Source organism: Rathayibacter sp. AY1A3 (genome assembly GCF_002930975.1).
GTDB lineage: Bacteria > Actinomycetota > Actinomycetes > Actinomycetales > Microbacteriaceae > Rathayibacter.
On the sequence record NZ_PSTO01000010.1, the window covers coordinates 71557 to 85563 of the forward strand.

Here is a 14007-nt window from a genome sequence, read left to right on the forward strand (position 1 = left end):
GGCCTCTGCCCGGAGAGCCGGACGGCGCCTCCGGGCAGAGGAGGATCATCCCAGATCCGCGCCGTTGGAGGCGATGACCTTCTGGTACCAGAAGAACGAGTCCTTCCGGTAGCGCTCGGTGCTGCCGTGGCCGAGATCGTCCATGTCGACGTAGACGAACCCGTAGCGCTTCGAGATCTGCGAGCTGGAGGCGCTGATCAGGTCGATCGGTGCCCAGCTCACGTAGCCGAGCAGCTCCACGCCCTCGTCCACCGCCTGGATCATCTGCTCGAAGTGCGCGCGGAAGTAGTCGATCCGGTACGGGTCGTGGACCCGGCCGTCCTCGGTCAGCTCGTCGCGCATCCCGAGCCCGTTCTCGACGATGAACAGCGGCTTGCCGTAGCGGTCGTAGAGGTCGATCAGCGAGATCCGCAGCCCGACGGGGTCGATCTGCCAGCCCCACTCGCTCGACTCGAGGAACGGGTTCTTGACGCCGAGGACCGTGTTGCCGGGGGTGCGCTCGGCGTCGGGGCGGACGGACTCCGTCATCGACATGTAGTAGCTGAACGAGATGACGTCGACCGGGTGCTCGCGCAGCAGCTCGACGTCGCCCGCCTCGAACGGGATCTCGACCCCGCGGCTCTCGAGCGCCCGCAGCGCCAGGCGCGGGTAGGCGCCGCCCGCCTGGACGTCGGTGCAGAGGTAGAGCATCCGCTCCTTCGCCTGCGTCGCCGCGACGTCGTCGGGGTGGCAGGTGTTGGGGTAGGTGGTCAGCATCGTGAGCATGCAGCCCATCCGCGACTCGGGCCACAGCTCCTTCAGCGTCCTCGTGACCGAGGCGGAGGCGACGAACTGGTGGTGCAGGGCCGTGTAGCAGGCCTGCTCCACGCTGCCCTCGACGGTCTCCTCGATGATCCCGCCCGAGGTGAACGGGTGGCGGATGATGCCGTCGATCTCGTTGAAGGTCAGCCACATGTCGACGAGGTGGCCGAAGCGCTCGAAGCAGGTGCGGGCGAAGCGCTCGAACAGCCCGATCGTGCGGCGGTCGACCCAGCCGTTGTGCTTCAGCGCGAGCGCGAGCGGCGGGTCGTAGTGCGAGAGCGTGACCAGCGGCTCGATCCCGAGGCGCCGCATCTCGGTGAAGAGGGCGAGGTAGTAGGCGATGCCCTCCTCGAGCGGCTCCGCTTCCTCCCCCGTCGGGTAGAGGCGGGTCCAGGCGATCGAGACGCGGAGGGTGGTGAAGCCCATCTCGGCGAACAGCGCGAGGTCGCCGGGGTAGCGGTGGTAGAAGTCGATGCCGCGGCGCTTGGGGTAGTACTCGGTGTCGTCGTCGGACATCGCCGCCGTGATGCTCTCCACCGTGTTGCGGTGGTGGATCGCGTACTCCTTCGGGTCCGCCTTCGGCTTGTAGGAGGCGACGTCGCTGACCGCCGGGCCGCGCCCGCCCTCGCGCCACGCGCCCTCGACCTGGTTGGCGGCGAGGGCGCCGCCCCATCGGAATCCGTCAGGAAGCGCCATCGGCGAGCTCCTTCTCTCTCTGCGTCACGGTCATGATCCGGTCGCCGGCGGTGATCCGCTCGGCGGCCTCGACGAGCACGGTGTACTCGGCGGAGTTGGTCACGAGCACCGGGGTCGTGGTGTCGTAGCCGGCCGCGGTGATCGCGGCCAGGTCGGCGGTGAGGAGGAGCTGCCCGGCCTCGACCCGGTCGCCGACCGCGACGTGCGCCTCGAACGGCGCGCCGTCCAGCTGCACCGTGTCGATGCCGACGTGGATGAGCACCTCGACGCCGTCCGCGCGGCGCAGCCCCACGGCGTGGCGGGAGGACAGCAGCGCGATGACCTCGCCCGCGAACGGCGCCCGGACGGCTCCGTCGGTGGGGCGGATCGCCAGCCCCTCGCCGAGCACGCCGGCCGAGAACACGGGGTCCGGCACCTCCGAGAGGGGGATGACGGAGCCGGTGAGCGGCGCCTGCAGCGCGAGCGGGCTCCCGGCGTCGGCCGCCACGTCGCCGAGCGCCTGGACGCTGGCGGAGGCGTCGTCGCGCCAGATGACGAAGGAGACGACGAACGAGACGGCGACAGAGATCAGCAGGCCGATCACGGCGTTGAGCAGGTTCCAGGGGTTCAGCCCGTCGATGAACATCGAGATGCTCGCGACGCCGGGGCTGACCAGTGCGAACGCGGCGACCTGCGTGGCGCCGATGTAGGCGCCTCCGACGACGCTGCCCGTGATGACGGAGACGAGGGCGCGCTTGTTCTGCAGCGTGACGCCGTAGAGCGCCGGCTCGGTGATCCCGAAGAGGGCCGAGAGGCCGCCCGAGAAGGCGGTGGCGCGGAGGGTCGCGCTCTTGGTGCGCAGGGCGATCGCGAGGCTGGAGCCCGCCTCCGCCGCGTTGTGGGCGAGCGAGGAGGCGAGGTAGAAGGTGTCCTTGCCCGCGCTGGCCATCGTCGCGATGGTCGGCGGGATGAACGCCTTGTGCATGCCGACCGAGATGATCAGCGGGAGCACGCCGGCCAGCAGCGCGACGGCCACCCAGCCGAGCGCCCCGTAGAGGCCGATCATCGCGCCGGTGAGCATCGAGCCGAGCCAGTAGCCGAGGGGGCCGAGCAGGAAGATCGTGGCCGGGGCGACGATCACCAGGCACATCAGCGGCACGTAGAACGTGCGGATCGGACCCCACGAGTGCTTCGTGAAGAAGCGCTCGACGACCGAGAGCAGCAGCACGGCCAGGATGGCCGGGAACACCTGCGCGTTGTAGGCGATGACCGGCACCGGGATGCCGAAGAGCGCGACGCCGCCCTCCTGGTTGAGCAGCGTCGTGAACGCCGGGAAGACCAGGACGCCGACGAGCCCGAGCGCCAGCGGCCGGTTCACGTCCAGCTTCTTCGCGCTCGTGTAGGCGACGAGCAGCGGCAGGAAGCCGAACACCGCGTCCGGGATGGCGGACAGCAGCTTGAAGTTGTCGGAGGCCGGGTCGAGCCAGCCCAGCGCCGAGGCGAGGACGAGGAACGACTTGAAGATGCCGGCGCCCGCGATGGCCGGGATGATCGGCGTGAACACGCTGACCACGAAGTCCATGATCGTCGCGCCGAGGCGCTTGAGGGACCGCGGCTGCTTCGCCCGCGCCGTGGACGTGGTGGTGCCGCCGCGCAGCTTCTCGACCGCTGCATACATCTCGCTGACGCCGCTGCCGACGATGACCTGCGTCTGCGGGCCGGTGACGACGCCGATCACGCCGGGCACCGCCTTCAGCGCCTCGACGTCGGCCTTCGCGTCGTCCGCCAGCGCGAACCGCAGACGGGTCGAGCAGTGCTGCAGCTTCGCCACGTTGGCGGCGCCGCCGACGTGCTCGAGGATCGCCTTCGCGCTCTCCTGGGTACTCATCGGTACTCCTCCGGGTGTGTGGGGACGCGCGCTTCCCTGCGCTGTGCTGCCCGGCCGTCCGTCGCCGTCCCCGCCCCCTCCGGCACCGTCATCGGTGCTCCGGCGGAGCGTCAGGAGGCGTCCGGGCACAAAAAAAGGACCCGACGACGCTCATTACGCGTTTCGTCGGATCCTGCCTGCACGACCAGTCACATGTCCGAGAGCGACGCTAACACGGGGGTGGGTGGGGCGTCAAAGAGGGGGTGCGCACGGCCATCGCGTATAGGGCGGTCGTTGCACCGGTGTCGGCATGATGGACACGTGGACACTCTCGACGTCGTTGCGGCGGTCATCAGCGATCGCGGCCGTATTCTTGCCTGCCGTCGGCGGGCGGACAAGGCGGCTGGCGGGTTCTGGGAATTTCCCGGCGGCAAGAGAGAACCTGGCGAAACGGCTGAAGTCGCCCTCGCGAGGGAGATCCGCGAGGAGCTGAGCGTGGAGATCGAGGTCGGCCCCAAGCTGACGTCAGACGAAACGGAGGTCGGCGCTCTCACCATTCGGTTGCACTGCTTCCGAGCCGTGGTTCGTGGCCCACGCCCCACGGAGAGCACCGACCACGACCAACTCCTCTGGCTCCTTCCGAGCGAACTTCCCGGACTGGAGTGGGCCCACCCCGATCTGCCGGCCGTTCGGCTTCTTTCCTCTAGGGATCGATGAGGTCGAAGCCCTCGTCAGACCTGAACGCTGTGATGATCGAGAGGCTGCGGATGAGATCCAGCATGTCCTCTTCCGGGCGACCGGGAAGCAGGATGACGGGGACTGCCGCGTAGCCCTCGCGCTGCGCAAGATGGGCATAGTCGAGCACCTGCCCGATGGCCATGCGGACGAAGGACCGGGCGGTCGACTTCTTGGCTTCGACAATCCAGCCGCTCGATCGGACATAGAGGTCCGGCTCGACCCGTGAGCTGCCGACCGGGAGCGTCAGACGACTGGGCGGCGTGCCGTTCTCGGTCAGCCAGAGCCCAAAGTCGGACTGCAGCTCGAACTCGATTCGGGAGACGACCCGGTCATCGAGAGGGCTGACATCCGCACCCGCGATGACGATGTCGGAGTGCTCGGGAGGCGTCCAGTCGCCGAGCGAGGCAGCGGACTCCTGCGTGCCACCGTAGGTCGGCAGCCGAGTGATGTCCGCCGCAAGCGGCAGGAGAGTGAAGATGATGCCGCGTCGCTGCGTCCCTTCGGTGTCCGGGATGATCTCCCACCGGTAGGTCGGAGTCCCTGTCGTGAAGGCACCGATGTAGGTCACGCTCGTTCCCTGCACCGTGAAGAGTCGAAGCACCCGCCCATCCTGTGCCGCGTCCCGGAGAGCCCTGTTGCCGCGAAGAAAAACCTGGTCACCGACCTGCCCTTCTCCCGTGTAGGAGTAGGACCCGTCCTCGCGAAGTCCCTCGAACCGGTCGTAGCCGTATCGAGCTCCCTTCGCCGGATCGGTGAAGATAAAGATTTCACGGAGCGCTCGCGGCGTCACGATTCCCTGCTGCTGCTGCCCTCCATATGCGCGGTGAATATCACGTCGGAGGACCTGGTCACCCACTTCCAAGGTGAACCGACGCTCGGTGGTGTCTCGTCGAAGCAGACGGGAGCGGACAGCCTCCGCCTGCTCTTCGGTCAGATCCCACCGGGATTCCTCAGCGGGAAGAGTTCCGTAGGAGGAGCGGAGGAGGCTTCGGATTCGACGCTGAGAAACGCCTAGTTCAAGTGAGAGTGTGGCGGGAGTAACGGGAGGCATCTCGCGAGACTAGAAATGCTCGGAGCACGTTCTGTCGAGATGCACTCGTGTTAGCGACAGAGTTACTCATTTTGCGGAAGTGCTGAACTTTGTGCCGCATGGGTCCCAGAAAAGAGGTCACGGAAGAGACCATTACTCACTATTGTCGTAGTTGAAAGACGCTACTGCGGTCGCGTCTGCCGCTGTTGCGGCGTCGGGACGACCCTCCATCAGAGGAAAGAGGTTCTCCCCCTCACTCCCCGCACCCCGCCAGCACCGCCTCCGACGCCTCCCGGTCCTGCGCCCCGACCGCCAGCCCGTACGCGCTGAGCACGGCAACGAACTGCTCCACGTACCCGCAGCGCAGCTCCGCGGCCGGTGGCAGCCACTCCCCTGGGCCGGCGTCGCTCTTCGCGCGGTTGGTCTGCTCGGAGGCGGCGACGAGGTTCGCGGGGTCGTTCGCGAAGGCGAGGCGCTGGTCGTCCGTCCACGACCAGGCGCCGTGGTGCCAGGCCCAGCCGAGGGCGACGACGTGGTCGATCTGCACGAGGCGGGAGGTGTCGGTCCCGGAGACGAAGGCGACCGAGGTGCCGTCGTAGGGGTCGATCAGGGTGCCGGTGAGGACCTTGCAGTCGCGGGTGCCGGGCTTGAACACAGGGGCGAGCAGGTCGCGGCCGAGGACGTCGTTGCGGGTGTCGCAGCCGTTGCGGTCGACGTCCGACCACGCCTGCCCGAAGAGGTCGCGGTCGTAGGGGACGGCGGCGGGGTCCTCGACCGTGGGGAGAGCGGCCAGCGTCGCGAGGGACGGAGTGGACGGCTCCGTTTGTGGAGCTGACGGCTCCGTTTCCGGAGCGGACGGCTCGACGTCCGCCGAGGGGCTGCTCGGCGCGGGAGCAGCGGGACTGCTCGACGCCGCAGAAGCACCGGCCGAGGAGGACACCGCCTCCGGTCCGCCTCCTCCCGCCGTATCCGACAGTGCGACGGCTGCGACGGCGAGCGCCGCAGCCCCCAGCAGAGCGAGGATCGCACCGGCCCGTCGACGAGGGCGCCGGCGCACGGGGGACGTAGGCCAGTGGCGCATGATCGACCCCTCCTGCCACGAGACCCGCGATGCGGTCGACGCGACGCGCCTCCTCAGTATGCGGAGTGACCCGCTCCGGGCTCGACGGTCGGGCGGAGGGTCGGGAACAGGGGTGGCGGCCGCGCGGAGCGACGGCGTCGACGGCCGGGATCGAGCGTCGCGGAGGCCACCTCGTCGCGCCCACACCGTCGACCCGCGCCTGCTTGACTGCTCCCATGGAGATCTTCATCGGAGTGGTCGGCCTGCTCGGCGGGCTGGTCATCGCCGGGCTCGCGGTCGTCGCGGTGGTCATCGGACGGCGGCGGGCGGTGCCGGCGTCGCTGGTCGACGTCGAGGTGCGGCTGACGCACGCCGGGGACGACTGGTGGCGGGTGGGCGCGCGGGTGCGCAACTCCGGCCGCTCGCTCGTGCCGGTGACGAGCTACAGCGACGGGCGGCCGATCTCGGTCGATCTCGGCGGGGCCGTGTCGGCGGAGTGGTACGGGTCGGCTCCCCGGTCGGACGCGTGGCGGATCGATCCGGCGGTCGGGCTCCTCCTCGGACCCGTCGCGCTGGAGCGCGGGGCCGACCTGGGGGCGACGATCGTCGTGCGCGGGCGGCCGCAGGTGCGGATCGACGCGCCGCTGCGCTACGTGCCGGTGCGGGAGAACGTGATCGAGTCGCAGACGCCGGACGCCGCTCCGATCTGGGGCGTGTCCGAGGCCGCGGCCGCTCCGGCAGCAGCGCCGGCGTCGGCTCCCCCCGCGCCGATCCGGCCGCGCCAGCAGCGCTCGAGGGACGCCGACCCGAGCCGAGCCGAGCGCGAGAGCGTCCTCCGCGGCGGCTTCGGAGTGTGGGCGGCGATGATCGCGGGGGGCGCCGGAGCCGTCGGCGTCGCGATCGGGATCGCCCTCGAGCTGGCCGGCGTCGAGGCGTCGGGGCTGGGCGGCGCGGGCATCATCCTGATCGCGGCCGGCTTCCTCGGCCTGGTCGGCACCCTCGTGATCCGGCTGCTGCGCCGCTGGCTCGAGCCGCCGGCCCTCTGGCGGACGCCTGCGCAGCGCCTCCGCCGTCCCGGGACGATCACCGTCCTCATCCTGAGCTACGCCGGGCTGGCGCTGTTCTGCACCGAGTTCGCGGCGCAGTCGGTGACCGGCGACACGACCTGGGTGGCCGGTGTCGCCGTGCTGATGCTGATCGCCGCGCTGATCTGTATGGGACTCGTCGGGTTCCTCCGCCTGGTGGTCCTGCTCGGCGTGCGCCGGGCCTCCCGGGAGACCCCGTGACCCGTGAGGTCGTCGTCGTCGGGGCCGGCCTGGCGGAGCGGCGACAGCCCGCGCCCTCACCGAGCGCGGCGATCGCGTGGTGCTCGTCGAGCAGTTCGAGCGGGGTCATGACCGCGGCTCGTCCCACGGTGCGACGCGCATCTTCCGCCGCAGCTACCTCGAGGACGACTACCGCGCCCTCACCGGACGGGCCGAGCGCGCCTGGGCACGGCTGGAGGCCGAGACCGGCCGCCGCCTGCTGCACCCGGTCGGCGCGATCGACCACGGCGACCCCGCCGTCCTTGCCGCCGTCGAGGCTGTCCTCCTGCGCGACGGGATCCCCGTGGTGCGGATCGAGGCGGACGAGGCGCAGCGGCGCTGGCCGGGACTCCGCTTCGAGACCGTCGTCCTGCTGCGACCGGGTTCTCGGGGCACGGCTTCACGTTCGGACCGGTCCTGGGCGAGCTGCTCGCGGACCTCGTCGCCGGCGGAGCGGCGCGGGAGCGGTTCCAGCTGCTGCCCGCGTGAGGGGCGTGTGCGCCCGGAGGAGCGGCTTCCGACCGGGGAGCAGCGGGTGCTCCCGGGAGGCGGATTCCGATCGAGCAGCGGATGCTCAGCGGCCTGCCGGGCCTGTTCCGCGCTGCTCGCGGCCGTCCGGGTCGAGGAGGACGGCGTCGTCCCAGCCGCTCGCCGCCTTCGTTGCACGGGCCTTCGCGGGCGCGCGCCGAGCCACCGCGACGACGATCAGCGCCCCCAGCATCACCAGGGCGGCGGTCTGCAGCGGCGGCGCGACCATCGCGAGCGCCTGCCGCACGTAGAGCTCCGGCGGGACCGTGATCGAGTCGCCCTGGTACTGGTTCGGCAGCAGGAGGACCACGACCGGGAGCGCGAGCACTGCGGCCCAGAGGACGACGGTGACCGCGATCGCGGCGGCCCAGAGCAGGCGGACCCGCGTCATCACCGGGGAGCCCTCAGCAGCGGGACCACGACCGCCAGGCCGAGCGCGATCAGGCCGACGGTGAGGAACGGTCCGATCGCGTTGTCGCTGAGCACGCGGAGGTACTGCTCGGGCCCGAAGGCGCTCTGCGACGGCGAGTAGTCGTACCAGCTGTGGGAGCTGTTCCAGAGGGCGAGGAGTCCGACGAGGACGCTCACGGCGCCGACGACCGCCACGGCTCCGGCGATGCGGCGAGTGGAGACAGCGGGGCGGGGGTCGGCGCCGGTCGCGTCGTGACGGTCACCGGAGTCGGGTGCCGCGTCGCCAGGAGCGGAGTCGGGTTCGGCGGGAAGCGGGACGGTCGGCTCGGTCGGGAGTGGGACCGTCGGCTCCGCGGGTCGGGGCGCGGTCGGCTCCGCGGGTGTCGGGACGGCCCGCACCGCCGATCTCTCACGCTCCCGAGCCGTCCGTCGGCCGGAGGCTCGGGAGCCCGTCGGGCCGCCGACCGATCGCACGTCCTCGTGCTCGGGAGCGGACCCGCCGCCTCTCCGGCCGGCCGAGCGCCCGGTGCCCGCGGCGCCGCCCGACAGGAACGGGGAGCGGAGGCGCTCCTCGCCGCTGCCGCGCCGCTCGGCCTCGCGTCCGTCGTAGCCGCGCTGGAAGCCCGCGTGGTAGCGCGGGTCGGTGCCGCCCTCGTCCGTCCCGCCGCTCTCGCGTGGGGAGCCGTCCGCTCCGGTGCTCCGCGCCATGCCGTCCCCCGCTTCGTGCAGTCGGGCCATCATGTCGCACCTCGCCCGCTGCGGGGAGGTGCCGGGCGGAGCTCGGGGTGCGGTCGGCGGAGGCGGGGGTTCAGCGCCCGGCCGCGGTGGTGCGCGACGGGAGGCTGACGATCCCCGCTCCGACCAGCAGCAGGCCGATCGTCACCGCCGTCAGCGCCGGCCAGCCACCGGCTCCGACGGCCAGGCCGAGGAGCCAGCCGCCGGCGGCCGAGCCCGCGTAGAAGGCGATCGTGTAGACCGCACCGGCGTGCCCTCGGAGTGCCGGAACCGCCCGCGCTCCCGTCCAGGCGGCGCCGGTCGCGTGCAGGGCGAAGAAGCCGGCCGTGAAGACGAGGAGTCCCGCGATCACCACGGCGACGTTCTCGGCGAGCATCACCAGCAGTCCGACGATCATCAGGGCGACGCCGATCCGCATGACGAGGCGGGGGCCGATCCGCGGCCCCCATCTCCCCGCGAGCCGGGAGGAGACGGTTCCCGCGAGGTAGGCGGCGAAGAGGAGGGAGACGAGCGCGGGCGCGAGTGCGAACGGGGGCGCCTCGAGCCGGAACGCCAGGTAGTTGTAGACCGCGACGAACACGCCGACCGCGAGGAAGGTCTGCAGCGCGATCGCGACGAGCATCGGATCGCGGAGCACCTGCGCCGTCTTCCCTCGCCAGCCGCCGGGAGCCGCCTCGCGCGCGCCGCCGCCCCGGGGCGCGAGCACGGCGAAGACGATCGCCGCCGCCGCGCAGACGGCCGTCACGACGAGCAGTGCGCCGCGCCATCCGAGCGCCGCCGCGAGCGGTCCGGCGAGCAGGCGTCCGGCGGCACCGCCGATCGTGGTCCCGGAGACGTACGCCGTCGCGGCGGCCGTCGCTCCGGCGCCTCCGACCCGGTCGTGGATCGCCGCGACGGCGAGGGCCGGGACGGCACCCAGTGCCGCTCCCCCGAGGAAGCGCAGGACGAGGAGGAGCTCGAAGGTCGGGGCGATGCAGGCGAGCAGCGCCAGGACCACGGACGTGAGGACCGCGATCCGCATGGATTCGAGCCGTCCGATGCGCTCGGCCACCGAGGCCCACGGCAGCACCGAGAGCGCCAGTCCGAGGGTCGCGGCCGAGACGGTGAGCGCGGCGTCGGACGGGGCGAGGGCCCATTCCCGCGCGAGCTGCGGGAGGACGCTCTGCACGGCGTAGAGCTCGGCGAAGGTCGCGACCCCGGCGGCGAGGAGGGCGATGGTCAGCCGCCGCTGCGAGAAGGGCGCCGCTGCGCGCATCGGTCGGGTGCGTGCGGCGGTGCTCATGATTCCGACGGTAGACCGCCTCCGGGTGCATGACTAATGTCCTTTCTCGTACTGTTCATGCGTTCTGGTCATGTCCGGATCTAGGGTGGTGGCGTGTCCGACGATTGGCCCGCGACCCTCCGCCTCCTGCCCCTGCTCGTCGCGGTCGCCCAGACCGGGAGCGTGACGGCGGCGGCCGCCGAGCTCGGGATCCCGCAGCCGACCGCGAGCCGGTCGCTCGCCCGGCTGTCCGCCCTGGTCGGCACTCCCCTGGTCCGCCGGGAGGGCCGCGGGGTGGTGCTGACGGAGGCGGGGACCCGGCTCGCCGAGGCCGCTCAGGACGGCATGTCGGTGATCCGCGCCGGCCTCGCGGAGGTGCGGCAGGCGGGCGACGTGGAGCACGGCCGGATCGACCTCGCCTTCCAGACGCTCCTCGGGGAGAGCTTCGTGCCGGATGTGATCCGCCGGTTCCGCCGCCGCTGGCCGCAGGTCGGCTTCGGGCTCCGGCACGGCTCCCGAGCGCTCTGCCTGCGGGCCGTGGCGGAGGGCGAGTCCGAGCTGGCGATCGTCGCGGATCCGCCCGATCTCCCCGGCACCACCACGACGACCCTCTACTCGGAGCCTCTCCTCGCGGTCGTGGACTCCCGTCATCCGCTGGCCTCGCGGCGCTCGGTCACGGTCGAGGACCTCCGCGGCCTCGACCTGATCATGCTGGCGCCCGGCTACGGCCTCCACGAGTCGGCCCGGCGCCTGCTCGCCGTGGACGGCCGCGACCCCGTGCCGGCGTTCGAGGTCGGCGACTACCGCGCCGCCCGAGGACTCGCGGCAGCCGGCCTCGGACTCACGATCCTGCCGCCGAGCCCGTCCTCGGTCGACGACGACGTCCGCGAGATCCCGATCGACGATCCGGGCGCGAGCCGTGAGATCGGTGTGCTCGCCCGCGACACCGGGAACCCGGTCGTCCCCGAGTTCCTGCGGGCCCTGCACGCCGCGGCGGCCGCCCGGCGCCGGTGACCGCTGCTCGGCTCTGCTGTCAAGCACAGGAAGCGGTGGCCCTTCGTGCAGCAAGCTTCGAGAGGATCCCCGCACCGCCAGCGACACCCCCCTCCCCCCGCTCCTGCACCACGTCACCGAGGACGGCCCCGGTCATGATCCTTCTCCGCACCCACGCCAACCGCTGGACCGCGCGCGCCCGCCGCAGCGGCGTCGTCCTCGGCATCATCACCCTGGTCTCCGACCTCCCCCGCCCGGCCTATCGGACGGTCCGCCTCGATCCGACGAGCGGTGAGCGCGTCCTGCTCCGCGACACCGCCGAGCTCGAGGAGGCCTTCGCCGTGCTCCTCGCCGGGCTCGAGCGCTCGCGCATCGCGGCCTCGGCATCCCCGGCCGAGGACGACGCTCGTGGAGACCGCTCGGCGGACGATGCGGACCTCGACCTCACCGCTGCCGCCTGATAAGCGGAGCGCGCGTCAGCGAGCAGGCGCGGCAAGCGCGACGCTCGCCCGATACTCCTCCGAAGCGACATCGGTCCGGAATTCGACGATCTCGACGGAATGCATCTTCAGTTGCGCCAGTACCTCCTCCGGCTTGACGTAGAAGAATTCCCGGCGGAGGTTGATCCGGTTCACGCGTCGGTCCGCGAACGTCTGATGCAGCATCGCCTCGATGCCGACGGCGTCGTCTGCGAAGAACAGCGCGTGTACGTCGAAGCGGAAGGGAACGGAGGCGTCGCCCAGTTCGTTCACTCTGTCCATCGGCTCGAGTCGACGCGTCATACCGATCTTGACGACCTCGTCGCCGAATGCGCCGACGTTGGAGATGACGTACACGTACCCTGCTCGAATGTTGGCCGCGCGGTAGTCGACGTCGTGTAGCGCCCTGTCCACGTCCTCGATCCGGGCGCGCAGCCTGGCTGCCCCGTCTACGTCTCCGTTCGCTTCGAGGGCGGAAAGCGTCGCGATGTAATGCGCGCGTTCCTTATCGAGACGCTCGTGTTCACGGGCCAGCTCCTGCTCCGCTTTGCGTTGCTCGCGGAGCTCCTCGCGTCGCGCCCGCTCCAGTTCCTTCTCCCGCTGAAGTGCTTGGAGATAGTCGTTGGCGAGCTGGATCTCAGTGAGCCTCATGTGGTGGTATTGCGGATCGATCGTGAGCGACACCATCGAGCCCTGACGCTCGATCATCTCCGAAGCCTTGCTCAGGCGGGCTTGAGCCGTTGCAAGATTCCCGGCTCGAACCGACTTCACGCAGTTCTCCGCCTCCGCGTTGTACGCCCGCAGCAGGATCTTGGTCATGTCACCGACGAACTTGCGCCCCTGCGCCTGCGAGTTGTTGAAGGTGAAATTGCTCGCCGCGTGGGCAGCCCGCTTCTCTCGAACGGCGCTCTTGATCTCGGAGCGCAGCGCTTCCAATCGAGTGGCGAGGTCGGCGGACGACTCGGCGGGGTGTTCGTAGTCGTAGAGGCCGAGCTCCTGCACCTCGATCGAGTGACGGACCCCGATGATCTCGCGATCCAGATCCGCCAACTCCGTCCTCCGCGCGGCGATTTCGGCCTGTAGAGCGGTCAGCGCAGCTTCGAGTTCCGATTCTCGACGGTGCGCCGCGGCGGCGACCTGCGCCGCTTCGACCTCGTGTGCACGCTGATCCGCTGCGATCTCCTCTCGTCGCCGTCTCTTCTCCGTGTCGAGTGCCGCGAGCTCCAGCAGACCGTAGCGGTCCATCGATGCTTCGAGTTCCGCCACTCGCGCCTGAAGTTCTCTGGCGATCTTCCGAGCCCCGAAGAAAGGCACGTCTCCGCCGGAGCGGGCCTCGCTCGTATCCCCGCCGGAAGGAGGTCGGACCGGCGCGGCTCCTTCTCTCGTCACCTCGGAGGATTCGCCGCGCTGCTCCTCCTGTCGGTCAACGCCTCCGCGAATCTGTTCCCGCTCCGCCTGCTCTTGGGATTCCGCGGCCCGCCGCTCGCGACGGGACAAGGGCTGCGACGCCGAACTCTGCGACTCCCGAGTCTCTTGCTGCACTGCTGCTAGCGGATGCGTGTGGTCAGTCCAAGCGGAACCATCCCAGTATCGAAGAAGGGTGGGATCTGTCGGATCCGGGTACCAAGCGGCGGGAGCAGTCACAATGCGACACTAGGTCCCAAGCAGGGCGCTCGGAAAGTGCCACAACTCGCGCTCCGACCGATGGGTCTCAGTTGACCGATCGGTGGACGCTCGACGGCGGATCCGTCCTCGGCAGGTCCCGCGGACCGATGACGCGTCGGAGCCGGGCCGACCTGCGCGACCGCAGGAGAGCCCGGCGCCAGCGCGGATCGGTGCGGGCCCGGAGGTGGGGGTCGAGCGGGCGGAAGCCTCCCGCGGTCCGCTCCTCGATCAGCACGATCGTCGCGGTCGCGAGGTGCAGTCTCCGGACCGGCTCCCTCTCGGGATGCGGATGTCCGGAGCGCGTGCGGAGCTGCTGCTCCAGCTGCTCCGGATCGGCGGACCACCAGGTGCTGACGCCGACGCGTCCATCGGGGAGAGGGAAGCGCTCGGTGATGCGGTACGGGAGGCCGTGCTCGGTCATGCAGTAGTGCCTTTCGAGGAGAGGGTCCGGGAGCCCGGG

13 protein-coding genes and 2 pseudogenes are annotated in these 14007 nt (G+C 70.8%); 5 read left to right on the forward strand and 10 right to left on the reverse strand.

The genetic code is table 11. The features are described 5' to 3' along the window. Window positions 1-45: 45 nt before the first annotated feature. Both C5C10_RS06905 and C5C10_RS06910 read right to left on the reverse strand, forming a co-directional pair. Entirely contained in the window at window positions 46-1497 is a 1452-nt protein-coding gene (locus C5C10_RS06905; RefSeq protein WP_104328882.1) for a glycoside hydrolase family 1 protein, read from the reverse strand. Continuing rightward, window positions 1484-3364, reverse strand: coding sequence for a beta-glucoside-specific PTS transporter subunit IIABC (locus C5C10_RS06910; RefSeq protein ID WP_104328883.1), 1881 nt, complete (start codon window positions 3362-3364; stop codon window positions 1484-1486). The genes C5C10_RS06905 and C5C10_RS06910 overlap by 14 nt, the downstream gene beginning before the upstream one ends. Window positions 3365-3664: 300 nt before the next feature. Between C5C10_RS06910 and C5C10_RS06915 the strand changes: the two genes are divergently transcribed. Beyond that, the gene (locus tag C5C10_RS06915; protein ID WP_258060463.1) at window positions 3665-4060 is read left to right on the forward strand and encodes a (deoxy)nucleoside triphosphate pyrophosphohydrolase; all 396 of its coding nucleotides are present in this window, start codon (window positions 3665-3667) and stop codon (window positions 4058-4060) included. Here the strand turns inward: C5C10_RS06915 and C5C10_RS06920 are convergent. Both C5C10_RS06920 and C5C10_RS06925 read right to left on the reverse strand, forming a co-directional pair. Next, window positions 4047-4937, reverse strand: a complete 891-nt coding sequence (locus C5C10_RS06920; RefSeq protein ID WP_258060464.1) for a hypothetical protein — start codon at window positions 4935-4937, stop codon at window positions 4047-4049. The genes C5C10_RS06915 and C5C10_RS06920 overlap by 14 nt on opposite strands. Window positions 4938-5364: 427 nt before the next feature. Continuing rightward, the gene (locus C5C10_RS06925) at window positions 5365-6192 is read right to left on the reverse strand and encodes an HNH endonuclease family protein (protein WP_104328886.1); all 828 of its coding nucleotides are present in this window, start codon (window positions 6190-6192) and stop codon (window positions 5365-5367) included. A 215-nt stretch (window positions 6193-6407) separates the two neighbouring features. On the opposite strand from C5C10_RS06925, the gene C5C10_RS06930 reads away from it, so the two are divergent. Together C5C10_RS06930 and C5C10_RS18435 are read left to right on the forward strand one after the other, a co-directional pair. After that, window positions 6408-7457, forward strand: a complete 1050-nt coding sequence (locus C5C10_RS06930; protein ID WP_104328887.1) for a hypothetical protein — start codon at window positions 6408-6410, stop codon at window positions 7455-7457. Between the two features lie 46 nt (window positions 7458-7503). Next, window positions 7504-7821, forward strand: a pseudogene (locus tag C5C10_RS18435) (FAD-dependent oxidoreductase); the annotation flags it as partial. Window positions 7822-8049: 228 nt separating this feature from the next. On the opposite strand, the gene C5C10_RS18195 reads toward C5C10_RS18435, so the two are convergent. The 3 genes from C5C10_RS18195 to C5C10_RS06940 form a co-directional block, all read right to left on the reverse strand. Continuing rightward, complete coding sequence (locus tag C5C10_RS18195; protein WP_181073408.1) at window positions 8050-8397, reverse strand: hypothetical protein; 348 nt, start codon at window positions 8395-8397, stop codon at window positions 8050-8052. After that, the gene (locus tag C5C10_RS18200) at window positions 8394-9155 is read right to left on the reverse strand and encodes a hypothetical protein (RefSeq protein ID WP_181073409.1); all 762 of its coding nucleotides are present in this window, start codon (window positions 9153-9155) and stop codon (window positions 8394-8396) included. Before C5C10_RS18200 ends, C5C10_RS18195 begins: the two co-directional genes overlap by 4 nt. A 67-nt stretch (window positions 9156-9222) precedes the next feature. Then, window positions 9223-10431: an MFS transporter gene (locus C5C10_RS06940; protein WP_104327752.1), complete on the reverse strand. Its 1209-nt coding sequence runs from the start codon at window positions 10429-10431 to the stop codon at window positions 9223-9225. 93 nt (window positions 10432-10524) lie between these two features. Between C5C10_RS06940 and C5C10_RS06945 the strand changes: the two genes are divergently transcribed. Further along, on the forward strand, window positions 10525-11424 hold the full coding sequence (locus C5C10_RS06945) for a LysR family transcriptional regulator (RefSeq protein ID WP_104328889.1): 900 nt from the start codon (window positions 10525-10527) through the stop codon (window positions 11422-11424). Window positions 11425-11558: 134 nt separating this feature from the next. Then, the gene (locus C5C10_RS06950) at window positions 11559-11864 is read left to right on the forward strand and encodes a hypothetical protein (protein WP_104328890.1); all 306 of its coding nucleotides are present in this window, start codon (window positions 11559-11561) and stop codon (window positions 11862-11864) included. A gap of 15 nt (window positions 11865-11879) precedes the next feature. Here C5C10_RS06950 and C5C10_RS06955 read toward each other — a convergent pair whose 3' ends face one another. From C5C10_RS06955 to C5C10_RS06960, 3 genes and pseudogenes are all read right to left on the reverse strand, one after another. Next, window positions 11880-13424: a DUF4041 domain-containing protein gene (locus tag C5C10_RS06955; RefSeq protein WP_374953342.1), complete on the reverse strand. Its 1545-nt coding sequence runs from the start codon at window positions 13422-13424 to the stop codon at window positions 11880-11882. A gap of 6 nt (window positions 13425-13430) precedes the next feature. Further along, window positions 13431-13526, reverse strand: a pseudogene (locus C5C10_RS18440) (DUF2510 domain-containing protein); the annotation flags it as partial. Between the two features lie 67 nt (window positions 13527-13593). Beyond that, entirely contained in the window at window positions 13594-13968 is a 375-nt protein-coding gene (locus tag C5C10_RS06960; protein WP_104224077.1) for a hypothetical protein, read from the reverse strand. Between the last annotated feature and the right edge of the window lie 39 nt (window positions 13969-14007).